The following is a 22765-nucleotide window of genomic DNA, read 5'->3' as shown; positions in this document are numbered from 1 at the left end:
GATCTTCGGTGCACATTTAGCCTTTCAGGCCGGTGATGGCAAAACCGACTTGACAAGGTGATTTTGTGCATTCTGAACCCAGACACTCCACAGCAGACCGAATGCTAGAATTACCAGCGGTTTTGCGGCTCGTCGGCCAGGGCGAGCAGGCAATCCGCGTGAGGTGCTGGAAGGACCCATCTTGGCAGTCTCCCGCCAGACCAAGTCAGTGGCCAATATCCCCGGAGCCCCGAAGCGATACTCGTTTGCAAAAATCAGCGAGCCTATCGCCCTGCCGGGTCTCCTTGACGTACAACTTGATTCCTTTGCTTGGCTCGTCGGCTCGCCAGAATGGCGCGAGCGCGAGCAGGCTGAGCGCGGCGATGACGCCCGCGTGACGAGCGGCCTCGAGGACATCCTCGAAGAGCTCTCGCCGATTGAGGACTACTCGGGCAATATGTCCTTGTCCTTGTCGGAGCCGCGCTTTGAACCGGTGAAGAACACTGTGGATGAGTGCAAGGAAAAGGACATCAACTACTCCGCGCCGCTGTACGTGACCGCAGAGTTTATTAATAACGACACCCAAGAGATTAAGTCGCAGACCGTCTTCATCGGCGATTTCCCGATCATGACGGATATGGGCACGTTCATCGTGAACGGTACCGAGCGCGTCGTCGTGTCTCAGCTAGTGCGCTCCCCGGGCGTCTATTTCGATCGCTCGATCGATAAGTCCACCGAGCGCCCGCTGCACTCCGTGAAGGTTATTCCTTCCCGCGGTGCATGGTTGGAATTCGACGTCGACAAGCGCGACACCGTTGGCGTGCGCATTGACCGCAAGCGCCGCCAGCCGGTAACCGTGCTGCTTAAGGCACTGGGCTGGAGCGAGGAGCAGATCAGGGATCGCTTCGGCTTCTCCGAGCTCATGATGTCCACCCTGGAGTCTGACGGTGTAGCGAACACCGATGAGGCACTGCTGGAGATTTACCGCAAGCAGCGCCCGGGCGAGCAGCCCACCCGTGAGCTGGCTCAGTCCTTGCTGGATAACTCCTTCTTCCGTGCAAAGCGTTACGACCTGGCTAAGGTCGGCCGCTACAAGGTCAACCGCAAGCTGGGGCTCGGCGGCGACCACGATGGTCTGATGACCCTGACCGAGGAAGACATTGCCGTCACCCTCGAGTACCTGGTCCGCCTGCACGTAGGCGAGCGCGAGATGAAGGCACCGAACGGTGAGATGATCTCCCTGCACACGGATGACATCGACCACTTTGGTAACCGCCGTCTGCGCACCGTGGGTGAGCTCATCCAGAACCAGGTCCGCGTCGGCCTGTCCCGCATGGAGCGCGTTGTGCGCGAGCGCATGACCACCCAGGATGCGGAGTCCATCACTCCGACCTCCCTGATTAACGTGCGCCCGGTCTCTGCTGCTATCCGCGAGTTCTTCGGTACCTCGCAGCTGTCTCAGTTCATGGACCACAACAACTCGCTGTCCGGCCTGACCCACAAGCGCCGCCTGTCCGCGCTGGGCCCGGGCGGCCTGTCTCGTGAGCGCGCCGGCATTGAGGTGCGAGACGTTCACGCTTCTCACTACGGCCGTATGTGCCCGATTGAGACCCCTGAGGGCCCGAACATTGGCCTGATTGGTGCGCTGGCGTCCTACGCCCGCGTGAATGCTTTCGGCTTCATTGAGACCCCGTACCGCAAGGTTGTGGACGGCAAGATCACCGATCAGGTGGAGTACCTCACCGCCGATGAAGAGGACCGCTTCGCTATTGCTCAGGCCGAGGTCGAGCAGGACGCAGAGGGCAACCTCACCGGCGAGCGTATTGAGGTTCGCCTGAAGGACGGCGATATCGGACTTACCGATGCCTCCGGTGTGGACTACGTTGACGTCTCCCCGCGCCAGATGGTTTCCGTGGGTACCGCCATGATTCCGTTCTTGGAGCACGACGATGCTAACCGTGCTCTGATGGGTGCGAACATGCAGAAGCAGGCCGTGCCGCTGGTTCGCTCCGAGGCCCCACTGGTGGGTACTGGTATGGAGCAGCGCGCTGCTTACGACGCTGGCGATGTTGTCATCACCCCGAAGGCCGGTGTGGTCGAAAACGTCACCGCTGATGTCATCACCATCATGGATGATGAAGGCCAGCGCGATACCTACATCCTGCGTAAGTTCGAGCGCACCAACCAGGGCACCAACTACAACCAGACCCCGCTGGTTTCCATGGGCGAGCGCGTAGAGGCCGGCCAGGTTCTGGCCGATGGCCCGGGTACCCACAATGGTGAGATGTCCCTCGGCCGCAACCTGCTGGTTGCCTTCATGCCGTGGGAAGGCCACAACTACGAGGACGCCATCATCCTCAACCAGCGCATCGTGGAAGAGGACATCCTGACCTCCGTCCACATCGAGGAGCACGAGATCGATGCCCGCGATACCAAGCTGGGCGCCGAGGAAATCACCCGCGAGATCCCGAACGTCTCCGAAGACGTCCTGAGCGACCTGGACGAGCGCGGCATCATCCGCATCGGTGCCGACGTCCGCGCCGGCGACATCCTGGTGGGTAAGGTCACCCCGAAGGGTGAGACCGAGCTGACCCCGGAGGAGCGCCTGCTGCGCGCCATCTTCGGTGAGAAGGCCCGCGAGGTTCGCGATACCTCCATGAAGGTGCCGCACGGTGAGGTGGGCAAGGTCATTGGCGTTGCTCGCTTCTCCCGCGAGGATGATGACGATCTGGCCCCTGGCGTCAACGAGATGATTCGCGTCTACGTGGCCCAGAAGCGCAAGATCCAGGACGGCGATAAGATGGCCGGCCGCCACGGCAACAAGGGCGTTGTGGGCAAGATTCTGCCGCCAGAGGATATGCCGTTCATGGAGGACGGCACCCCGGTCGACATCCTCCTGAACACCCACGGTGTGCCACGTCGTATGAACATCGGCCAGGTTCTGGAAGTTCACCTGGGCTGGTTGGCACATGCCGGCTGGAAGGTTGATACCGAGGATCCGAAGAACGCCGAGCTGCTCAAGACCCTGCCGGAAGAGCTCTATGACGTTCCTGCGAATTCCTTGACCGCCACCCCAGTCTTCGATGGTGCTACCAACCACGAGATCGAGCGCCTGCTGGCTTCCTCCCGTCCGAACCGCGACGGCGATGTGCTGGTGGATGAGCATGGCAAGGCCACGCTTTTCGACGGCCGCTCGGGCGAACCGTACAAGTACCCGATCTCTGTCGGCTACATGTACATGCTCAAGCTGCACCACTTGGTCGATGAGAAGATTCACGCCCGCTCCACTGGTCCTTACTCCATGATTACCCAGCAGCCGCTGGGTGGTAAGGCCCAGTTCGGTGGCCAGCGCTTCGGCGAGATGGAGGTGTGGGCAATGCAGGCATACGGCGCTGCCTACACCCTGCAGGAGCTGCTGACCATCAAGTCCGATGACGTCGTCGGCCGCGTGAAGGTCTACGAAGCCATTGTTAAGGGCGACAATATTCCAGATCCGGGCATCCCTGAGTCCTTCAAGGTGTTGCTCAAGGAGCTGCAGTCCCTGTGCCTGAACGTGGAAGTTCTCTCCACCGACGGCACGCCGATGGAGCTGTCTGGCTCTGATGATGATGACATGGATAGCCCATCGCTTGGCATTAACCTGTCCCGCGATGAGGGTTCCTCCGCTGACATCGCCTAATTAGTTTCTTGGTCCACCGCGGGGTGAGTCCCCGCGGTAGGGCATAAACGTTCCATTCATACAAAGCCATCAATTCCTCGACAACGAGGATGAAAGGGAGACATTACGTGTTTGACGTAAATCTCTTCGACGAGCTCCGCATCGGTCTGGCCACCGCAGACGATATTCGTCGCTGGTCCAAGGGCGAGGTCAAAAAGCCCGAGACCATTAACTACCGCACCCTGAAGCCGGAGAAGGACGGCCTCTTCTGCGAGCGCATCTTCGGCCCTACCCGTGACTGGGAGTGCGCTTGTGGCAAGTACAAGCGCGTCCGCTACAAGGGCATCATCTGTGAGCGCTGTGGCGTTGAGGTGACCAAGTCCAAGGTTCGCCGTGAGCGCATGGGTCACATTGAGCTGGCCGCTCCGGTAACCCACATCTGGTACTTCAAGGGCGTTCCTTCCCGCCTGGGCTACCTGCTGGACCTGGCTCCGAAGGATCTCGAGCGCATCATCTACTTTGCAGCCAATATCATTACCTCCGTGGATGAAGAGGCCCGCCACAATGACCAGTCCACCCTGGAAGCAGAGATGCTTCTGGAGAAGAAGGACGTTGAGGACGATACCGAGTCCGAGATCGCCGAGCGCGCCTCCAAGCTGGAGTCTGACCTGGCTGAGCTGGAAGCAGCCGGTGCCAAGGCCGATGCCCGCAAGAAGGTACAAAACGCTGCCGATAAGGAGATGCAGCACATCCGCGAGCGCGGCGAGCGCGAAATCGCCCGCCTGGATGAAATCTGGAACACCTTCATCAAGCTGGCTCCGAAGCAGATGATCATTGATGAGACCATCTACGAAGAGCTGGTTGACCGCTACGAGGATTACTTCACCGGCGGCATGGGTGCAGAAGCCATCCAGACCTTGGTTCGCAACTTCGACCTTGAGGCTGAGGCCGAGGAACTGCGCGAGATCATCAACAACGGCAAGGGCCAGAAGAAGATGCGTGCCCTGAAGCGCCTGAAGGTCGTTGCTGCCTTCCTGCGCTCCGGCAACGATCCGGCCGGCATGGTGCTGGACGCCATCCCGGTTATCCCGCCAGAGCTGCGCCCGATGGTGCAGCTGGACGGTGGCCGCTTTGCTACCTCCGACCTGAACGACCTCTACCGCCGCGTTATCAACCGCAATAACCGTTTGAAGCGCATGATCGACCTGGGCGCTCCAGAGATCATCGTGAACAACGAGAAGCGCATGCTGCAAGAGTCTGTAGACGCGCTCTTCGATAACGGCCGCCGCGGCCGTCCGGTTACCGGCCCGGGCAACCGTCCGCTGAAGTCCCTGTCTGACCTGCTCAAGGGCAAGCAGGGCCGCTTCCGCCAGAACCTGCTGGGTAAGCGTGTGGACTACTCCGGCCGTTCCGTTATTATCGTTGGTCCGCAGCTGAAGCTGCACGAGTGCGGTCTGCCGAAGCTCATGGCGCTCGAGCTGTTCAAGCCGTTCGTCATGAAGCGCCTGGTAGAAAATGACTACGCCCAGAACATCAAGTCCGCCAAGCGCATGGTTGAGCGCCAGCGCCCAGAGGTGTGGGACGTTCTGGAACAGGCCATTTCCGAGCACCCAGTGATGCTCAACCGTGCTCCTACGCTGCACCGCCTGGGTATTCAGGCCTTCGAGCCGAAGCTGGTTGAGGGTAAGGCTATTCAGCTGCACCCGCTGGCTTGTGAGGCTTTCAACGCCGACTTCGACGGCGACCAGATGGCAGTCCACCTGCCGCTGTCCGCTGAGGCACAGGCAGAGGCCCGCGTCTTGATGCTGGCGTCCAACAACATTCTGTCCCCGGCATCGGGTAAGCCGCTGGCCATGCCACGTCTGGACATGGTTACCGGCCTGTACTACCTGACCATGGACAAGTCCGAGGATGAGATCGGTGGCAACGGCCGCTACCGCGAAGCAGAGGAGGACAAGCCAGCAACCGGTGTCTTCTCCTCCTACGCCGAGGCCCTCATGGCCTATGACCGCGGCACCGTTGGCCTGCAGGCTCCGATCAAGGTCCGCATCGACCACCTTCGCCCGCCGAAGGAGATCGAGGAAGAGCAGTTCCCAGATGGCTGGTCCAAGGGCCAGGCATGGATGGGCTACACCACCATCGGCCGCGTCATGTTCAACGAGCTGCTGCCATGGAACTACCCGTACCTCGAGGGCATCATGGTCCGTAAGGGCGGCGGCTCCGGCAACAAGGTTCTCATCGGTGACGTGGTCAATGACTTGGCCAATAAGTACCCGATGATCACCGTTGCTCAGGTGCTGGACAACATGAAGGATGCCGGCTTCTACTGGGCAACCCGTTCCGGCGTGACCATCACCATGTCTGACGTTCTGGTTCTGCCGAATAAGACCGAGATCCTCGAGTCTTATGAGAAGGAAGCAGAGCGCATCGAGCGCAAGTACTGGGAGCAGGGCGCCCTGACCGAGCGCGAGCGCTACGACCGCCTGGTTGAGCTGTGGAAGGACGCTACCGACACCGTCGGTGAGGCCGTCGAGAACATGTACCCGGACCACAACCCAATTCCGATGATTGTGAAGTCTGGTGCGGCCGGTAACATGCGTCAGATCTGGACGCTGGCCGGTATGAAGGGCATGGTTGTGAACTCGCACGGTGATTACATCACCCGTCCGATTAAGACCTCCTTCCGCGAAGGCCTGTCCGTGCTGGAGTACTTCAATAACTCCCACGGCTCCCGTAAGGGCCTGGCCGATACCGCGCTGCGTACCGCTGACTCCGGCTACCTCACCCGCCGTCTGGTGGACGTGGCCCAGGACGTCATCGTCCGCGAAGAGGACTGTGGCACCCGCCAGGGCGTGCGCGTCCCAATCGGCGAGGAGTCTGGCGACAAGGTTGTTCTCTCCGAGCTGTGGGAGACTTCTGCATCCGGCCGCGTGCTGGCTACCGATGTCAAGGGCGAAGACGGCGAGGTTGTGGCCGAGGCTGGCTCCGACCTCACTGAGGAGCTCACCCAGAAGCTGCTTGACGCTAAGGTCACCGAGGTCAAGGTTCGCTCCGTGCTGACCTGCCAGACCCCGGCTGGCGTATGTGCCAAGTGCTACGGCAAGTCCATGGCTTCCGGCCAGCTCGTCGATATCGGCGAGGCTGTCGGCATTGTGGCTGCACAGTCCATTGGTGAGCCGGGTACCCAGCTGACCATGCGTACGTTCCACCAGGGTGGTGTCGGTGGCGATATTACCGGCGGCCTGCCGCGTGTCCAGGAGCTCTTCGAGGCCCGTAACCCGAAGAACCGCGCTCCTATCGCCTCCGTTGACGGCACCGTGTCCCTGTCCGATGAGGGCAACTTCTGGACCCTGACCATCACCCCGGATGACGGCTCTGATGACGTGGTTTACGAAAAGCTCTCCAAGCGTCAGGGCCTGGCTCAGGTCCGTCGTCCAATGGAGTCCAACCCGGATGCCATGATCGAGCGTTCCCTCAAAGACGGCGACCACGTTGAGACCGGTGACCGTCTGATGCGTGGTGCGGCTGACCCGCACGACGTTCTCGAGGTTCTCGGCCGTCGTGGCGTGGAGCAGCACCTCATCAACGAGGTGCAGGCTGTGTACCGTACCCAGGGTGTGGCTATCCACGATAAGCACATCGAGATCATCATCCGCCAGATGCTGCGCCGCGGTACCGTCATCGATGCGGGTACCACGGACTTGCTGCCGGGTAACCTCATCGACCTCTCTGAGGCTAAGCAGCTCAACGCTGCCCAGGTGGCAGAAGGCGGCGAGCCGGCTCAGCTGCGTTCGGAGATTATGGGTATCACCAAGGCTTCCTTGGCTACCGAGTCTTGGCTGTCCGCTGCATCGTTCCAGGAGACCACTCGCGTGCTTACCGACGCCGCTATTAACAAGCGCTCCGATAAGCTCATTGGCCTCAAGGAGAACGTCATCATCGGTAAACTCATCCCGGCCGGTACGGGTATCTCCCGCTACCGCAATATCTCCGTCAAGCCGACCGAGGCTGCGCGCAACGCCGCATACTCGATTCCGACTTACGGCGATTCCATCTACGGCGATGACGGCTTCGGTGAATTCACCGGCGCTTCCGTCCCGCTGGATGAGGACTTCACCTTCTAACGTGCAGTTCAATTTGCGTTAACGCGGGAAATAAATGGCCCCGCCTTCCTGAACGATAGGAAGGCGGGGCTGTTTCGATGTCTAGGGAGCACCGCTAGACTGCTTTGCTAGTATGAATGCAGCTTTTGGCCAGACACCTTTAAAGGAGTGCGGCCTAAGTTATTGAAAATTGCACACTTCACGGGTGCTTGCGCGCTGCTCTGTTTTGCAGCTGTGTCGGGCTGAGATGCCGCCAGATGCGCGGTGAACCGTTGAACCTGATCCGGATAATGCCGGCGAGAGGGAGGAAATTTTGACTACTAATACACGTGCGTCTGCTGCCCCGAAGCGCAGCCTGAACTGGCGCGTGGTCGATATTGTGGTGGCGTCCGTTCTAGGCGTGGCTTGTGGCTTTGTGTTCTTGGGGTGGAATGCAGTGGGCTATGCCTGGTTTGAGGCCATGGACGCTGTGACTCCAGGCCTCGGCGGTATCGCTACGGGTATCTGGCTTATTGGCGGTGTGCTTGGTGGTCTGATTATTCGCAAGCCAGGTGCGGCTGTCTATGTGGAGGTTCTTGCCGCAACCGTTTCTGCAATGCTGGGCTCCCAGTGGGGCCCTAGCACCCTGTACTCGGGCTTGGCACAGGGCATTGGCGTGGAAATCATCCTGGCCATCTTCCTGTACCGCAAGTTTGGCCTGGGAGTATCCATTCTGGCCGGCATGGCAGCTGGCTGGGGTGCCTTCATCCTGGAGCTGTTTACCTCCGGCAACCTGGCTCGTTCCTTCGAGTTCAAGCTCATCTACTTTGTGACTCTGAACATCTCCGGCGCTATCTTGGCCGGTGCGCTGGGTTTCTTCGTGGTGAAAGCCCTGGCTAAAACCGGTGCCCTGGATCGCTTTGCCGCAGGCCGTGAACAGCGCGCTTAGGGCGTGTTGTGTCCGTGTCTGATTGTGCATCATTGGCGGGAAACGCCACCAAGATAACAGCCCGAGGATTCGGCTGGACTCATGCCGGACGCAGCGAACCGGCGCTATCCGATATTGACCTGATCATCGAGCCGGGAGAACGCGTGCTTTTATGCGGCGACTCTGGATCGGGAAAGTCTACCTTCCTTGCGGCGATGGCCGGAGTGCTGGGTTCCGATGAGGAAGGAACCCGCACTGGTGAAATTCTCTTAGAAGATTCCACCGGCATGGTGGAGGAGCCCGGACGTACCATCCCAGTGGGGCTGGTGCTTCAGGATCCGGATTCGCAGGTGATCTCCGCGCGCGTTGGCGATGACATTGCTTTCGGCTGCGAGAACCTGGCGTATCCGCGCGAGGAAATCTGGCGCCGTGTGGCCGCAGCCAAGGAACTGGTGGGTCCATTCGTGGATCTGGATTTTCCCACCGAGCGGCTCTCCGGTGGGCAGAAGCAGCGCTTGGCGCTCGCCGGCGTCATCGCTATGGGGGCGGGCGTGGTGCTTCTCGATGAACCCACGGCCAACCTTGACCCCGCCGGCGCACGCGATGTGGTGTGCGCCGTGGCTAGGCTGGTGGAAGAAACCAGCGCGACGCTCGTGGTGGTAGAGCACCAGCACGCGGCGTGGGACGGCGTACTCGACCGCGCAGTGGAGCTGGACCGCGGGCGCATCGTGGCCGATACTTCCTTCACGGAGGTGGCTCAGCGCCGCCAGGTCTCTGGCCTGCCGCAGGCGCGCCGCCTTGGCGAGGCCGAGCTTGCGCAGCGCGAAGCCGCGCTGTGGAGCACCGACCTCGTCACGCGCTATGGTCCGCCCCGCACGATTGCGCTGCCGGCGGGAGCCTCCACGGTCATTACCGGGCCGAATGGCGCGGGTAAGTCCACCTGGTTGATGACCATGGCTGGGTTGTTGCCGGCTGAATCAGGTGAGATTGGGGTCGCCGATTTCGTGCGTCGCGGGGTCAAGGGGTCGCCGCTGCGCTGGAAATCGCGCGAGCTGGCGGACCGCATTGGCTTTGTCTTCCAGAACCCGGAGCACCAATTCGTCGCCCGCACGGTGGCCGAGGAGCTGCGGGTTGCGCCCAAGGTGATGCGCGTCGACCCGCCGGAGGAGAGGATCGCGCAGCTGGTGGAATCACTGCGGCTGGAGCATCTCTTGGAGGCCAACCCGTTTACGCTCTCGGGCGGCGAGAAACGACGCCTGTCGGTGGCCACTGCCTTAGTGACCGCGCCGTCGGTGTTGCTGTTGGATGAGCCCACCTTTGGGCAAGACCCCCAGACCTTCGTGGAGCTGGTGCACTTGCTGCGGCAACTGGCAGATGATGGCACCACCATCGCCTCTATTACCCATGACCCGCTATTTATCCAGGCCTTGGGGGATCACCGAGTGGAGGTGCGCGGTGCCTAATCTTTTGCGCAGGGCTAACCCGCTTAGCCGCATCTTTTTGATGTTTATCTGGGTTACCCCTCTATTGGGATCTATTGACTGGGTCTCGGCCGCGGTATCGTTGGCGCTTACCCTGATCCTCGCGCCGCTGTGCGGGGTGTCATGGGTGCGGCTTTTTAAGGCCGGCTGGTTCCTCTTTCTTATTGCACCGATTTCTGGCATCTCGATGCTGCTATATGGCGAGCCTGGTGGCACGCAGTACTTCAGCTGGTGGCTCGTTACGGTCACACAGAACTCGCTGACCCTCGCGATTGCTATTACGCTGCGTGTGTTTGCCGTGGCCCTCCCTATGGTGGTCCTGGCTCGCGATATTGATCCGACGGAGTTGGGCGATGCGCTCTCGCAGATCCTGAAGCTACCCTCGCGCTTTGTTATTGGTGCGGTCGCCGGTGTGCGCATGATGACACTCTTTCAATCTGACTGGCAGTCGCTGGGGATGGCGCGCAGGGCGAGGGGACTGACGGACGTCGGCAAGCTGCAGCATCTGCTTACCATGTCTTTTGGTCTATTGGTCATCGCGTTGCGCCGCGGTGGCAAGTTGGCCACGGCAATGGAGGCGCGCGGTTTCGGCCGTACCCCGCCGAGCGGCGGGAAGCGCACATGGGCACGTGAGTCGCGTCTGCATGCCCGTGATGGGTGGATTATGGCCCTAGGTACTGTCTTCGCTTTCGTACCGGTGGTAGTTTCGGTACTCACTGGGGCCTGGAGATTCTTCGGCCTATAAACCGCGAAAGCAGTGATTGAGCGACCATGGACTTTGATAGCCAACAAGAGCGCCTTTTAGAGGACATCGTCACGCTGGCGGCAGCTAGAAAGCGTGCCTTCAAGCCGGTAACCGTGCTTATTGACGGCCCCTCGGGCGCCGGAAAAACCTGGACCTCCGCCGCATTGGCCGAGCGCACCAACTGGCGGGTAGTGCACCTCGATGAATTTTACCCCGGCTGGCATGGCCTGGATAAGGGCTCGGATATGGTGGCTGAGCAAGTATTGCGCACCATGAACCCCGGCTACTGGCGCTGGGATTGGGAAGCAGGCGCCCCAGGGGACTGGGCCAGCTTGGATGTGCGCGATGACCTCATCGTGGAGGGCGTGGGCTCGGTAACTGCCGCCAATATTGCCGCGGCCAAGGAGAGGGGAGCGGTAGTAAGCGTGCTTATCGACGGCCCCCGGGACCAACGCCGCGAACGCGCCATCGCCCGCGAGCCTGGCTACGAGCCGTGGTTTGAAACGTGGGAGGAGCAGGAAAAGGACTACTTTGCCACCAAGGCCGCCCAGGCGGACCTGGTCTGGGAATGGTCCTAGCAGGAGGAAGGCGCCGATCGCGTTTTGTATAGAGCGCGGTCGGTTTGCTACTCTAAACCTCAGTTCACTATGCGTGCCATGATGGCGCGCGGTGAAGAGTCTGATCCTTAACAAGGCACTGGCCTTGGAAAGAGTTCTGGACATGCGGCAGCGCCCCGGGAAAGAGCGCCCATTTTTGCATGTTTGGTTCCTTTCTTTTGGCTTCGGTGCGATTCGACAGAAAGACTGTTAAATGCCAACTATTCAGCAGCTGGTCCGCAAGGGCCGCCACAGCAAGCGTTCTGAGGTGTCTACCGCTGCGCTGAAGGGTTCCCCGCAGCGTCGCGGTGTGTGCACCCGCGTGTACACCACCACTCCTAAGAAGCCGAACTCCGCACTGCGTAAGGTTGCTCGTGTTCGCCTGACCACCGGTATTGAGGTTTCCGCCTACATTCCGGGCGAGGGCCACAACCTGCAGGAGCACTCCATGGTCCTCGTTCGCGGCGGCCGTGTGAAGGACCTTCCTGGTGTTCGTTACAAGATCATCCGCGGCGCTCTGGATACCCAGGGTGTCAAGGACCGTAAGCAGGCACGTTCCCGTTACGGCGCAAAGAAGGGACAGTAATAAACAATGCGTAAGAATGCTGCTCCGAAGCGTCCTGTAGTCAAGGACCCGGTATACAACTCCGAGCAGGTCACCATGCTCGTCAACAAGATCCTCCAGGACGGCAAGAAGTCCACCGCAGAGCGCATCGTCTACGGCGCTCTCGAGGCTTGCCGTGAGAAGACCGGTACCGATCCGGTTGGCACCCTGGAGAAGGCACTGGGCAATATCCGCCCAGACCTCGAGGTTCGCTCCCGCCGTGTCGGTGGCGCTACCTACCAGGTGCCGGTTGAGGTTCGCCCTGACCGCGCTAACACCCTGGCACTGCGCTGGATGGTGACCTTCACCCGCCAGCGTCGCGAGAACTCCATGATCGAGCGTCTCGCGAACGAGATCCTGGATGCCTCCAACGGCCTCGGCGCTTCCGTTAAGCGTCGTGAGGATACTCACAAGATGGCAGAGGCCAACCGCGCCTTCGCCCACTACCGCTGGTAATTTCAGCACCCACATCAATGGCCCAAGCAACGAGAAACAAGTTTCGCGCTGGCTGCCGGCAGTTTTCCTGCCGCGGCAACACAAAACTCCATATCTCTTGCTTGGGCCATTTTTTGCCCTAATGGGTGTGATCTCTGGGCGGTATCCCTGCCCAGTCCAGCGGCATCGTGGAGTGTCCAGTACACTGAAGCGATGGAAGTCTAGGGGCAGGCTGCTCCGAGGACGGCCAAATAGTGGCAAAAATATACATGACCTTATCCATGCAGGCGTCATAGCCAGAAACCTGGTCACGGCGTCGACGACTATTAAGTTGGGGTATAAACGTGGCACAAGAAGTGCTTAAGGACCTGAACAAGGTCCGCAACATCGGCATCATGGCCCACATCGATGCTGGTAAGACGACGACCACCGAGCGTATTCTCTTCTACACCGGTATCAACCGTAAGGTGGGCGAGACCCACGACGGTGCTTCCACCACTGACTGGATGGCACAGGAGAAGGAACGCGGCATCACCATTACCTCCGCTGCCGTGACCTGCTTCTGGAACAACAACCAGATCAACATCATCGACACCCCGGGTCACGTTGACTTCACCGTTGAGGTTGAGCGTTCCCTGCGTGTCCTTGATGGCGCCGTCGCCGTTTTCGACGGTAAGGAAGGCGTTGAGCCGCAGTCCGAGCAGGTGTGGCGTCAGGCTGCTAAGTACGACGTTCCGCGTATCTGCTTCGTCAACAAGATGGACAAGCTGGGCGCAGACTTCTACTACACCGTCTCCACCATTGAGGACCGCCTGGGCGCTAAGCCGCTGGTAATGCAGCTGCCTATTGGTGCTGAAGATGACTTCGACGGCATCGTTGATCTGCTGAACATGCAGGCACTGACCTGGCGCGGCAAGGTCGAGACCGGTGCAGAGCCTGTTGTAGAAGATATCCCAGAGGACCTCAAGGACAAGGCTGCAGAGTACCGCGAGAAGTTGGTCGAGACCGTTGCTGAGTCCGACGAAGAGCTCATGGAGAAGTACTTCGGCGGCGAGGAGCTGACCATTGACGAGCTCAAGGCCGGTATCCGTAAGCTGACCATCAACTCCGAGATTTACCCGGTTTACTGCGGTACCGCTTACCGCAACAAGGGCGTGCAGCCGCTGCTGGACGCTGTTGTTGACTTCCTGCCTAACCCGCTGGACGTTGGCGAGGTTATCGGCCACGAGGTCGGCAACGAGGACAACCAGCTCACCCGTAAGCCTTCCGTGGAGTCTTCCTTCTCCGCGCTGTCCTTCAAGATTGCAGCTCACCCGTTCTTCGGCCAGTTGAACTTCATCCGCGTGTACTCCGGCCAGGTCACCCCGGGTACCGAGGTTATGAACTCCACCAAGGGCAAGAAGGAGCGCATCGGTAAGCTCTTCCAGATGCACGCCAACAAGGAGAACCCTGTTGAGCAGGCAGACGCCGGCAATATCTACGCAGTTGTTGGCCTGAAGGAGACCACCACCGGTGACACCCTGTGTGACAAGGATGACCAGATCATCCTCGAGTCCATGGACTTCCCGGATCCGGTTATCAAGGTGTCCATCGAGCCGAAGACCAAGGCTGACCAGGAGAAGCTGGGTAACGCCATTCAGAAGCTTGCTGCTGAGGACCCAACCTTCACCGTTGAACTGGATGAAGAGACCGGCCAGACCGTTATCGGCGGCATGGGCGAGCTCCACCTCGACGTTCTGGTTGACCGCATGAAGCGCGAGTTCAAGGTCGAGGCAAACATCGGTAACCCGCAGGTTGCATACCGTGAGACCATCCGCAAGAAGGTTGAGTCCATGGAGTACACCCACAAGAAGCAGACCGGTGGTTCCGGCCAGTTCGCAAAGGTAATCTGCACCATCGAGCCATACAACCCGGACCCAGAGACCCTGGAAGAGGGCGAGTCCGCAACCTACGCATTCGAGAATGCCGTTACCGGTGGCCGCGTTCCGAAGGAATACATTCCTTCTGTCGACGCTGGTATCCAGGACGCTATGCAGTACGGCTACCTGGCAGGCTTCCCGATGGTCAACATCAAGGCCACCCTGGAAGACGGCGCTTATCACGACGTCGACTCCTCCGAGATGGCCTTCAAGCTGGCCGGCTCCCAGGTCTTCAAGGAAGCAATGGCCAAGGCTAAGCCGGTTCTACTCGAGCCGATGATGGCCGTTGAGGTTGTTACCCCTGAGGAGTACATGGGTACCGTTAACGGTGACATCTCCTCCCGCCGTGGCCAGGTCTTCGCAATGGAAGACCGCTCCGGTGCGAAGGTCGTTAAGGCTAAGGTGCCGCTGTCCGAGATGTTCGGTTACATCGGTGACCTGCGTTCCTCCACCGCAGGCCGCGCAAACTTCACCATGGTCTTCGATTCCTACGCAGAGGTTCCTTCCTCCGTGGCACAGGAGATCATCGAGGAGCGCACCGGCGGCGCCAACTAAGCGCTAGCCCCAGTCTCCTCCGCGGTTTAGTCGGGCTGGTACTCTTCGCCAGTAGATGCCAGACCCGCCGCGGGGCGGGACAACTGGGCCAGGGTAGCGGCGGGCTGAGTTTGCAGCTTAGGACTCTAAGTTGTGTATTGAGCCGGCCGTTACCCTCCCAGGATCCTTTTAAAAAGATTCTTGTCGAGGGAAATGGCCGCGATTTTTCGCGGGGTTACCTCCTATAACGGCGGTTTGAAAAAACCGCGACATAAATCTAGGATCGTGTAACTGGCACGTAAAGAAAGCGTCATTAGCGCTTTGCCCCACATACTGTGGGTCGGGTGCCAATGACAACTGTCAACCACGTGGCTGCGAAGGTCGTAGCCACCATATAGTCCAGGAGGACATACAGTGGCAAAGGAGAAGTTCGAGCGTACGAAGCCGCATGTGAACATCGGCACCATCGGACACGTCGACCACGGCAAGACCACCACCACCGCAGCGATCACCAAGGTTCTGGCTGACCAGTACCCTGAGGAGAACGAGGCATTCGCGTTCGACATGATCGACAAGGCTCCTGAGGAGAAGGAGCGCGGTATTACCATCAACATCTCCCACGTTGAGTACTCCACCCCGAAGCGCCACTACGCACACGTTGACGCTCCGGGCCACGCCGACTACATCAAGAACATGATTACCGGCGCTGCTCAGATGGACGGCGCTATCCTGGTTGTTGCTGCAACCGATGGCCCGATGCCGCAGACCCGTGAGCACGTTCTGCTTGCTCGCCAGGTTGGCGTTCCTTACATCCTCGTTGCACTGAACAAGTGCGACATGGTTGATGATGAGGAAATCATCGAGCTCGTTGAGATGGAGATCCGTGAGCTGCTCGCAGAGCAGGACTACGATGAGGAAGCTCCTATCGTTCACATCTCCGCTCTGAAGGCTCTCGAGGGCGAGGACAAGTGGGTACAGTCCGTTGTTGACCTGATGGAAGCTTGCGACAACTCCATCCCGGATCCGCAGCGCGCTACCGACCAGCCGTTCCTGATGCCTATCGAGGACATCTTCACCATTACCGGCCGCGGTACCGTTGTTACCGGCCGTGTTGAGCGTGGCCGTCTGGAAGTCAACGAGGACGTTGAGATCATCGGTATCCAGGAGAAGTCCCAGACCACCACCGTTACCGGTATCGAGATGTTCCGCAAGATGATGGACTACACCGAGGCTGGCGACAACTGTGGTCTGCTTCTGCGTGGTACCAAGCGTGAGGACGTTGAGCGTGGCCAGGTCGTTATCAAGCCGGGCGCTTACACCCCGCACACCAAGTTCGAGGGTTCCGTCTACGTCCTGAAGAAGGAAGAGGGCGGCCGCCACACCCCGTTCATGAACAACTACCGTCCGCAGTTCTACTTCCGTACCACGGACGTTACCGGTGTTGTTAACCTGCCAGAGGGCACCGAGATGGTTATGCCTGGCGACAATGTTGAGATGTCCGTTGAGCTCATCCAGCCGGTCGCTATGGACGAGGGCCTGCGCTTCGCTATCCGCGAGGGCTCCCGCACCGTCGGCGCTGGCCGCGTTACCAAGGTTATCGAGTAATCGATACCCCGTAACCGCTCAGTAGAGCTTTAAAGAGTCCGCTCCACCTTCGGGTGGGGCGGATTTTTTGATCTCTGCCCACCGAAATTGCGCGCGAAGCAACCGCTTGTAGTTGATGCCGCATGCGTGGACTTTATGAGCAGAATGAAGCCTCCCGCGGAATCGCCCTGGTGGGGATGCCGCGGGAGGCTTGAGCGTATTGCGCTAGAGGCTTTTAGTGCTTTTACTTCTCCCAGCCGATATCTTCCTTGGGGAGGATGGCGAAGCCGTTGGCGCCATAGTTGGCCAAGCCCTTCTTCACGCCGACCATCTGTGGCCCGTTGGCAAAGGGGAGGATTCCGTAGTGACCAAAGGCCTCCGACTCGAGTTCATTGACCCGCTCAATCTGCTCGTCCTTGGTTGGCAGGTTCTGCAGCTCCTCAATCTTCTTATCGAATTCCTTGGTGCCGGTGCTCGACATGTTCAGAGTGGAATCGCTGGCGTAGGTCTGGCCAAAGTAGGCGACGCCAAACGGGTCAGAGGAGGCAAACGCGGAGAGGAAGAGGTCGAAATCTCGCTCCGACGTTACCTTGGAGAACTCGGACGAAGGTCGCTCTTCAATCTTGAGGTCAACGCCGACGTCCTTGAGCATCTTTTGCACCGCTGCGGCGAGGGATTTCGACACTTCATCGTCGCCGATGAGGATGTAGCGCAGGGATAGCTTCTCGCCGTCCTTAGCATAGATACCATCATCGCCTTGCTGGTAGCCGGCGCCCTCTAGCAGTTTCTTGGACTGCTCAGGATCGAACTCGATGACGTCCTTGATGTTGTCCTTATAGCCCTCCTGGGTGGAGTAGAGGGTAAGGGAGCCCGGCATCTCCTCTTCGTAGCCCAGGCCGTTATAGCGGATTTCGGCCAGTTGATCGCGGTCGATGGCGGAGAAGACAGCGTGTCGTACGTCCTCGTCCTTGAGCTGTGGTGCCTTGGAATTGAGGGTGAAGATAACGTTGGCGGGGCGCAGTGCGGCACGGATGTCGATGGCATCGCCCATCTCGCCGGCAATGGTGAGACTGTTCTTATCGGCCACACCGGCGGCGTCGATTTCGCCGGCTTGGAAGGCGTTGATGGTGGCCTGGGATTCCATGACGCGGAAGCTTACCTTCTTCAGCTTCGGCTTATCGCCCCACCACTTCTCGTTCGGCACGAGGGTGAGGGTGCCGCCCTTGAAGTCTACGTTTTCTACCTTGAATGGGCCGGCGCCGTACTGCGGGTTCAGCTTGCCCAGATATGCCTTGTCGAATTTTTCTGGGCTGTCGATGGCGGGGTGGAGAAGCTCGTTGAAGAGGCCCTGCCACCACGGGTAGGGGCCGTCGAAAGTGACAACGACGTCCTTGTCGGTATCGCCCTTTTCTACGGAGGTAATGCGCTCGAAGCCATCGGTGGCGTTTACCTGGACGTCTTCATCCTTGCCGTTGTTGAAGCGCCAGGTATTGTCAAAGGCCTTCCAGTCAATAGGCGTGCCATCGTTGAAGGTGGCATCCTTGTTGACCTTGAAGGTGACGACGGTGTTCTTGCCCTTTTTGTCTTCCTTGGCCTCGTCGATGTAGTCGGGGTTTGGGGTGTAGTTTCCCTCGCCGTCGTATAGCGCCAGCTGTGGGTTGTACCAGCCCCAGACCTTGCGGGTATCGGCGGTCATGTTGGCGTGGAACATGTTTTGTTGCTCGGTGAGTTCATCGAGAGCGAGGGTGAGCTCGCCGTCGTCCTTGAGCTCCTCGCGGGACTTTTCGTTGTAGTCGCCAGCCGGATTAACCTCGATGTCGAGGCCGCCGACTGCCTTGGAGGAGTCGCCGTCCGAGTTGGCGGCGCAGCCGGTGAGGGCGAGTGCCGCGGCGGAGAGGGTAGCTACGGTAGCAATCCGGAAGCGGGTGAACTTTTTCATGGTGGGGTTTCTCCTTGAGTGAGAGGAAAGTGAAGGTTGCGGTAGCAGAGGAAGCCGCCGCAGCACTTCAGTTGTGAGAATAACTATATATAAGACGGGGTGTGCGTAAGGTCACTTTTGCGAAATTGGTGAGGCTTGCGCTGGACTGGGGTTGCGTCGCCTGCGGGCAGCTGCCGGATCCGGAATCGGAATGGCATCCAGGAGCTTCTTGGTGTAGTCCGCTTGGGGGTTTTCGAAGATGTCATCGGTCGGCCCGGACTCCACAAACTGACCCTTGTACATGACGGCCACCCGGTCTGAAAGGTGGCGCACCACGGACAGGTCATGGGCGACGAAAAGGTAGGACAGTCCCAGCTTTCGTTTGAGATCCTCGAGCAGGTTGATGACGCCGGCCTGGATGGAGACGTCGAGTGCAGAGACGGGCTCATCCAAGACCAAAACCGAAGGGTTCGTGGCCAGCGCGCGGGCGAGGCCGATGCGCTGGCGTTGCCCGCCGGAAAAGTGGCTGGGGAAGCGATCCAGCTGGGAGGAGTCCAAGCCGACAAGTCCCATGAGCTCGTTCACGCGGGCGTCCACGTCGCCGTCGTAGCCTAGGGAGTTGAGCGGTTCGGCGATGACCTCGCGCACGGTCAGGCGCGGGTTGAGGGAGCTCATCGGGTCTTGGAAGACAATTTGGATGTCCTTGCGGGCCTCGCGGCGCTCGGAGTTGCTCATCCCGGCCGCGTCCTTCCCGTTGAGCACGACTGCGCCGTTCTCGGGCTTTAAATCCATGATTTCTAGCAGGGTGGTGGTCTTACCGCAGCCAGACTCGCCTACGATGGCCATGCATTCGCCCTTGCGAATATCAAAGGTGAGGCCGTCCACTGCCTTGACCGTGCCCACGCGGCGCTTGACCAGCGCGCCCTTGGTAAGTGGGAATTCCTTGCGCAGGTCCGTGACCTCCAAGGTAGTGGGACGCTCGTCGCGGGGGATGCCGGCCATGACATCCTCCGCGAGCTGCGGTGGTGTGAACATGAGCTCGCCGCCGATTTTGCGGTCGTGGATGTCGGGCGCGCGCAGGCAGGCACTCTGGTGCGAGGGGGCGTCGTCAAGCGCGATAAGCGGCGGCTCGCCGTCGGAGCAGGCGGGCTGCGCCACAGGGCAGCGCGGGGCAAACTGGCAGCGCTGCTTGAGGTCCACCAGCACCGGCGGGCTGCCCACGATAGGTGTGAGCGGTTCTTCGGCCGATACATCTGGGCGCGGCGTAGAGCCGAGCAGGCCTACGGTATAGGGCATGCGGGGCTGGGAGAAGATGGTATCCACATCGCCGCGCTCCACGGGGCGGCCGGCGTACATGACCATGACATCATCGGCCGTTTCTGCCACCACACCCATGTCGTGGGTAATCATGATGGTGGCGGCGCCGGTTTCGCGCTGAGCGAGTTTAATGACGTCCAGAATCTGCGCCTGAATGGTTACATCCAGTGCGGTCGTGGGCTCATCGGCGATGAGCACGCGCGGATTATTGGCAATTGCGATGGCAATGACCACGCGCTGGCGCATGCCGCCCGAGAACTCGTGCGGGAAGGACTTCAGGCGCAGGTGCGGATCGGGGATGCCCACGAGGTCGAGCAACTCCGTGGCCTCTTTGAGGGCCTGCTTCTTGCCGACGTCCCTATGGGCCTGGATTGCCTCCACCAACTGCGATCCAATATCGAAGACCGGGGTGAGGGCGGAGAGCGGATCTTGGAAGATCATGCCAATGCCGTTGCCACGGATCTCGGACATTTGCTTATCGCTGAGGCCGAGTAGCTCGCGGCCGTCGAACTTTACGGACCCGGTGATCTTCGCGTAGTCCGGCAGGAGCCCCATGATGGACATGGAAGTCACGGATTTGCCGGAACCGGATTCACCCACGATACCGAGCGTGCGGCCAGGGTAGAGATCAAAATCCACGCCACGGACCGCGGAGACGGATCCGGCTTCGGACGGGAAGTTAACGCGCAGGTCTTTGACGGATAAGACGGGCGAGGTCATGCTTTACCTCCGGAATTCGAGTTGGGGTCGAGTGCATCGCGCAGGCCATCGCCAATGAAAGCCATGGACACGGTGAGCAAGGTCAGGGTTGCGGCAGGGAAGTAGAACAGCCATGGGGAGGATTGCACGGCGGCGGTGCCGCCCTGCAGGAGGGTGCCGAGGGAGACGTCGGGAAGCTTGACGCCCAACCCCAGGAAGGACAGGGCCGTCTCTGAGCCCACGGTGCCCACCACGCCGAAGACAAACTGGATGATGAGTAGCGAACCAATATTGGGAATGACGTGGCGCACGATGGTGCGCAGCTTGGACACGCCCATGTAGCTCGCCGCGCGGACGTAGTCTTGCTCGCGCACCGTAAGCGCTAGCGACCAAATCACGCGGGCCTGGTACATCCAGCCAAAGAGGATGAGTACGACGATGAGCAGCTTCCAGTCGCCGCCGGAATCCGCCACCACCAGTGCGATGAGCAGGAAGGTAGGGATGGACAGCAGGAAGTGAATGACCGCCAGCACCGCCTTTTCGGCGATGCCTCCCCACAAGGCTGCAGCGGATCCGATGAACGCGGAGATGACCAAGGTGGCCAGTGATACCACGATGGCGATGGTCAGTGACCTCCCCAAGCCGTGAATGGTCTGGGCATAGAGGTCATTGCCGGTGTCATTCGTGCCAAACCAGTGCTCGGGGCTCGGCGGCTCCGACAGTGCAAGGAAGTCCGGCTCGGTGTAGTCCCACTTGGCAAAGAAGCCGCCAAAAAGCGCCGCAAGGACCAAGAAAGCCAAGATGATAAGACCCAAGGTGGCCAGCTTATTGCGGAAGAAGCGGCGCAGGTACAGCTTGTAGCGCGAGGTGCCACGGGGCATCTGCTCCAGGGTGGCTACCTGCTCGGCCTCGGCGGGGGAGAAGGGGTCTCCCGAAGTGACCTCGCTGTGTGCGGTGATTTCCCCGCGCGGTTCCTGCTTGAAATAGTTGCGGTCTTTAGATGGGGTCATTTAACTCACCCTCACTCGTGGATCAAGCGCGACGACAACCAGGTCCGCCAATACCGCGGAGATGGCCGTCATGGCAGCGCCAAAGGCAGCGACAGCGGCTGCACCGTTGACGTCGTTCTTGCTAATGGTCTCGATGAAGTACTGGCCCATGCCGTTCCAGCCAAAGATGCGCTCGGTCATCACCGCACCGGTGAAGATGCCGGGGATGGAAAAGGCCACCGAGGTTGCCACGGGGATGATGGAGGTGCGCAGTGCGTGCTTGCGAATCGCCTGTTGGCGGGTCAAGCCCTTAGCGCGGGCGGTGCGCACATAGTCCGCATCCAAGTTATCCAGCAGCAAGGTGCGCTGGGTCATGTGATAGCTGGCGTAGCTAATGAAGACCAGTGAAATGGTGGGAAGAATCAAGTGCTGTGCGGAGTCCACCAGCTTGGGAAAGAAGCCTTCCACGTCTAGCGAATGAGAGCCGACGACATAGAAAATCTTCTTGCCGCTGAGCTCGTTAATCTTCAGCGCGCCCCACACCACGGCGATGGACGCCACGACCACGTGGGTATTCATCGCGATGATGGAAATGCCCTGCCAGATGCGGTCGCCGGTCTTGTACTGGCGCGAAGCGGTGTAAACGCCCACGGCCACGCCGATGAGAATGGACAAAATGGTGGAGAGTAAGAGCAGCTGCGCGGAAACCCAGATGCGGTAGCTAATTTCTGAATTCACCACCTCGCCCACCGGGGATTGGCCCCAGTCCCAAGAGGTGAGGATATTGGTCAGCCAGGTCCACCAGCGTTGCACAAGTGGGGTATCGGGGCTGAGGTTATAGGGCTCGAGGAGGCTATTGATTTCCTCCGGTGAAAGCGGTGGTCGGCGGCCGGTGTAGTTGGACCGTGGGTCCAGGAAGCTGGCCGCCAAGAGATAGGCGAGGTTGGTAGCCAAAAAGATCATGAGTAACCAGCCCAAGGTCTTTTTGATCAGATATTTAGTCATAGAGATTCTCCGTGCGCGGTTAAGCAGGAAACGGGGTGCAAAGGTGTATCCAACGAGCAAAACGTTGTATGTGACTAATCTAATAACCTGTTACGCGGAGCACAATCACATTAGCCCCGTGACATAAATCCCCAATAAAATGACAGGTATTACTGAACGCGGCTAAGGTGGGAAAACCTTCAATAAATACACCTTGAGCAGGAAATACGCGGCTCGAGATTGTTGAACACTTATAGTATTTATTTAATTGAATGAAATTACCTCGGGGGTGAAAATTCTCCTCTCGGCCCCG

14 protein-coding genes and 1 riboswitch are annotated in these 22765 nt (G+C 59.7%); of the genes, 10 read left to right on the top strand and 4 right to left on the bottom strand.

The window, feature by feature from the left end:
* The first annotated feature begins 163 nt into the window (after positions 1-163).
* The 10 genes from MHY22_RS03900 to tuf all read left to right on the top strand — a co-directional run bounded on the left by MHY22_RS03900 (position 164) and on the right by tuf (position 16566).
* Positions 164-3658: a DNA-directed RNA polymerase subunit beta gene (locus tag MHY22_RS03900; protein WP_239278141.1), complete on the top strand. Its 3495-nt coding sequence runs from the start codon at positions 164-166 to the stop codon at positions 3656-3658.
* A 107-nt stretch (positions 3659-3765) separates the two neighbouring features.
* Entirely contained in the window at positions 3766-7761 is a 3996-nt protein-coding gene (locus tag MHY22_RS03895) for a DNA-directed RNA polymerase subunit beta' (RefSeq protein WP_239278139.1), read from the top strand.
* A gap of 170 nt (positions 7762-7931) precedes the next feature.
* A riboswitch (TPP riboswitch) is annotated at positions 7932-8064 on the top strand.
* Positions 8054-8668, top strand: coding sequence for an ECF transporter S component (locus MHY22_RS03890; RefSeq protein WP_239278137.1), 615 nt, complete (start codon positions 8054-8056; stop codon positions 8666-8668). Its footprint overlaps the riboswitch before it by 11 nt.
* Positions 8669-8682: 14 nt before the next feature.
* The gene (locus MHY22_RS03885; protein ID WP_239278175.1) at positions 8683-10110 is read left to right on the top strand and encodes an ABC transporter ATP-binding protein; all 1428 of its coding nucleotides are present in this window, start codon (positions 8683-8685) and stop codon (positions 10108-10110) included.
* Positions 10103-10873: an energy-coupling factor transporter transmembrane component T gene (locus MHY22_RS03880; protein WP_239278136.1), complete on the top strand. Its 771-nt coding sequence runs from the start codon at positions 10103-10105 to the stop codon at positions 10871-10873. The genes MHY22_RS03885 and MHY22_RS03880 overlap by 8 nt, the downstream gene beginning before the upstream one ends.
* 26 nt (positions 10874-10899) lie before the next feature.
* A complete protein-coding gene (locus MHY22_RS03875) occupies positions 10900-11451 on the top strand; it encodes a hypothetical protein (protein ID WP_239278135.1) in 552 nt (183 codons plus the stop codon).
* Positions 11452-11683: 232 nt separating this feature from the next.
* Entirely contained in the window at positions 11684-12055 is a 372-nt protein-coding gene (rpsL, locus tag MHY22_RS03870; RefSeq protein ID WP_238800416.1) for a 30S ribosomal protein S12, read from the top strand.
* A 6-nt stretch (positions 12056-12061) separates the two neighbouring features.
* Complete coding sequence (gene rpsG / locus MHY22_RS03865) at positions 12062-12529, top strand: 30S ribosomal protein S7 (protein ID WP_005322865.1); 468 nt, start codon at positions 12062-12064, stop codon at positions 12527-12529.
* Between the two features lie 323 nt (positions 12530-12852).
* Positions 12853-14982, top strand: coding sequence for an elongation factor G (gene fusA / locus MHY22_RS03860; RefSeq protein ID WP_239278134.1), 2130 nt, complete (start codon positions 12853-12855; stop codon positions 14980-14982).
* Between the two features lie 393 nt (positions 14983-15375).
* A complete protein-coding gene (gene tuf, locus MHY22_RS03855; protein WP_239273828.1) occupies positions 15376-16566 on the top strand; it encodes an elongation factor Tu in 1191 nt (396 codons plus the stop codon).
* Between the two features lie 223 nt (positions 16567-16789).
* Here tuf and MHY22_RS03850 read toward each other — a convergent pair whose 3' ends face one another.
* From MHY22_RS03850 to MHY22_RS03835, 4 genes are all read right to left on the bottom strand, one after another.
* Positions 16790-18484, bottom strand: coding sequence for an ABC transporter family substrate-binding protein (locus tag MHY22_RS03850; protein WP_239278133.1), 1695 nt, complete (start codon positions 18482-18484; stop codon positions 16790-16792).
* A gap of 111 nt (positions 18485-18595) precedes the next feature.
* Positions 18596-20500 carry an ABC transporter ATP-binding protein gene (locus tag MHY22_RS03845; RefSeq protein ID WP_239278132.1) on the bottom strand — a complete coding sequence of 635 codons (1905 nt, stop codon included), beginning with the start codon at positions 20498-20500 and terminating at the stop codon, positions 18596-18598.
* On the bottom strand, positions 20497-21489 hold the full coding sequence (locus tag MHY22_RS03840) for an ABC transporter permease (RefSeq protein WP_005322860.1): 993 nt from the start codon (positions 21487-21489) through the stop codon (positions 20497-20499). The genes MHY22_RS03845 and MHY22_RS03840 overlap by 4 nt, the downstream gene beginning before the upstream one ends.
* On the bottom strand, positions 21490-22473 hold the full coding sequence (locus MHY22_RS03835) for an ABC transporter permease (protein ID WP_239278131.1): 984 nt from the start codon (positions 22471-22473) through the stop codon (positions 21490-21492). It abuts the gene before it with no gap.
* Positions 22474-22765 lie beyond the last annotated feature (292 nt).

This window comes from Corynebacterium sp. ACRPO (genome assembly GCF_022347205.1).
Classification (GTDB): Bacteria; Actinomycetota; Actinomycetes; order Mycobacteriales; family Mycobacteriaceae; genus Corynebacterium.
The sequence above is the reverse complement of the archived record's forward strand: the minus strand, read 5'-3'. Positions and strand labels throughout refer to the sequence as shown.

Bases quoted from the DNA above. Each gene is read 5' to 3' on its own strand.
- MHY22_RS03850 (WP_239278133.1), bottom strand. From the start codon at position 18,484: ATGAAAAAGTTCACCCGCTTCCGGATTGCTACCGTAGCTACCCTCTCC.
- rpsL (WP_238800416.1), top strand. From the start codon at position 11,684: ATGCCAACTATTCAGCAGCTGGTCCGCAAGGGCCGCCACAGCAAGCGT.
- MHY22_RS03835 (WP_239278131.1), bottom strand. From the start codon at position 22,473: ATGACTAAATATCTGATCAAAAAGACCTTGGGCTGGTTACTCATGATC.
- MHY22_RS03840 (WP_005322860.1), bottom strand. From the start codon at position 21,489: ATGACCCCATCTAAAGACCGCAACTATTTCAAGCAGGAACCGCGCGGG.
- MHY22_RS03875 (WP_239278135.1), top strand. From the start codon at position 10,900: ATGGACTTTGATAGCCAACAAGAGCGCCTTTTAGAGGACATCGTCACG.
- rpsG (WP_005322865.1), top strand. From the start codon at position 12,062: ATGCGTAAGAATGCTGCTCCGAAGCGTCCTGTAGTCAAGGACCCGGTA.
- MHY22_RS03845 (WP_239278132.1), bottom strand. From the start codon at position 20,500: ATGACCTCGCCCGTCTTATCCGTCAAAGACCTGCGCGTTAACTTCCCG.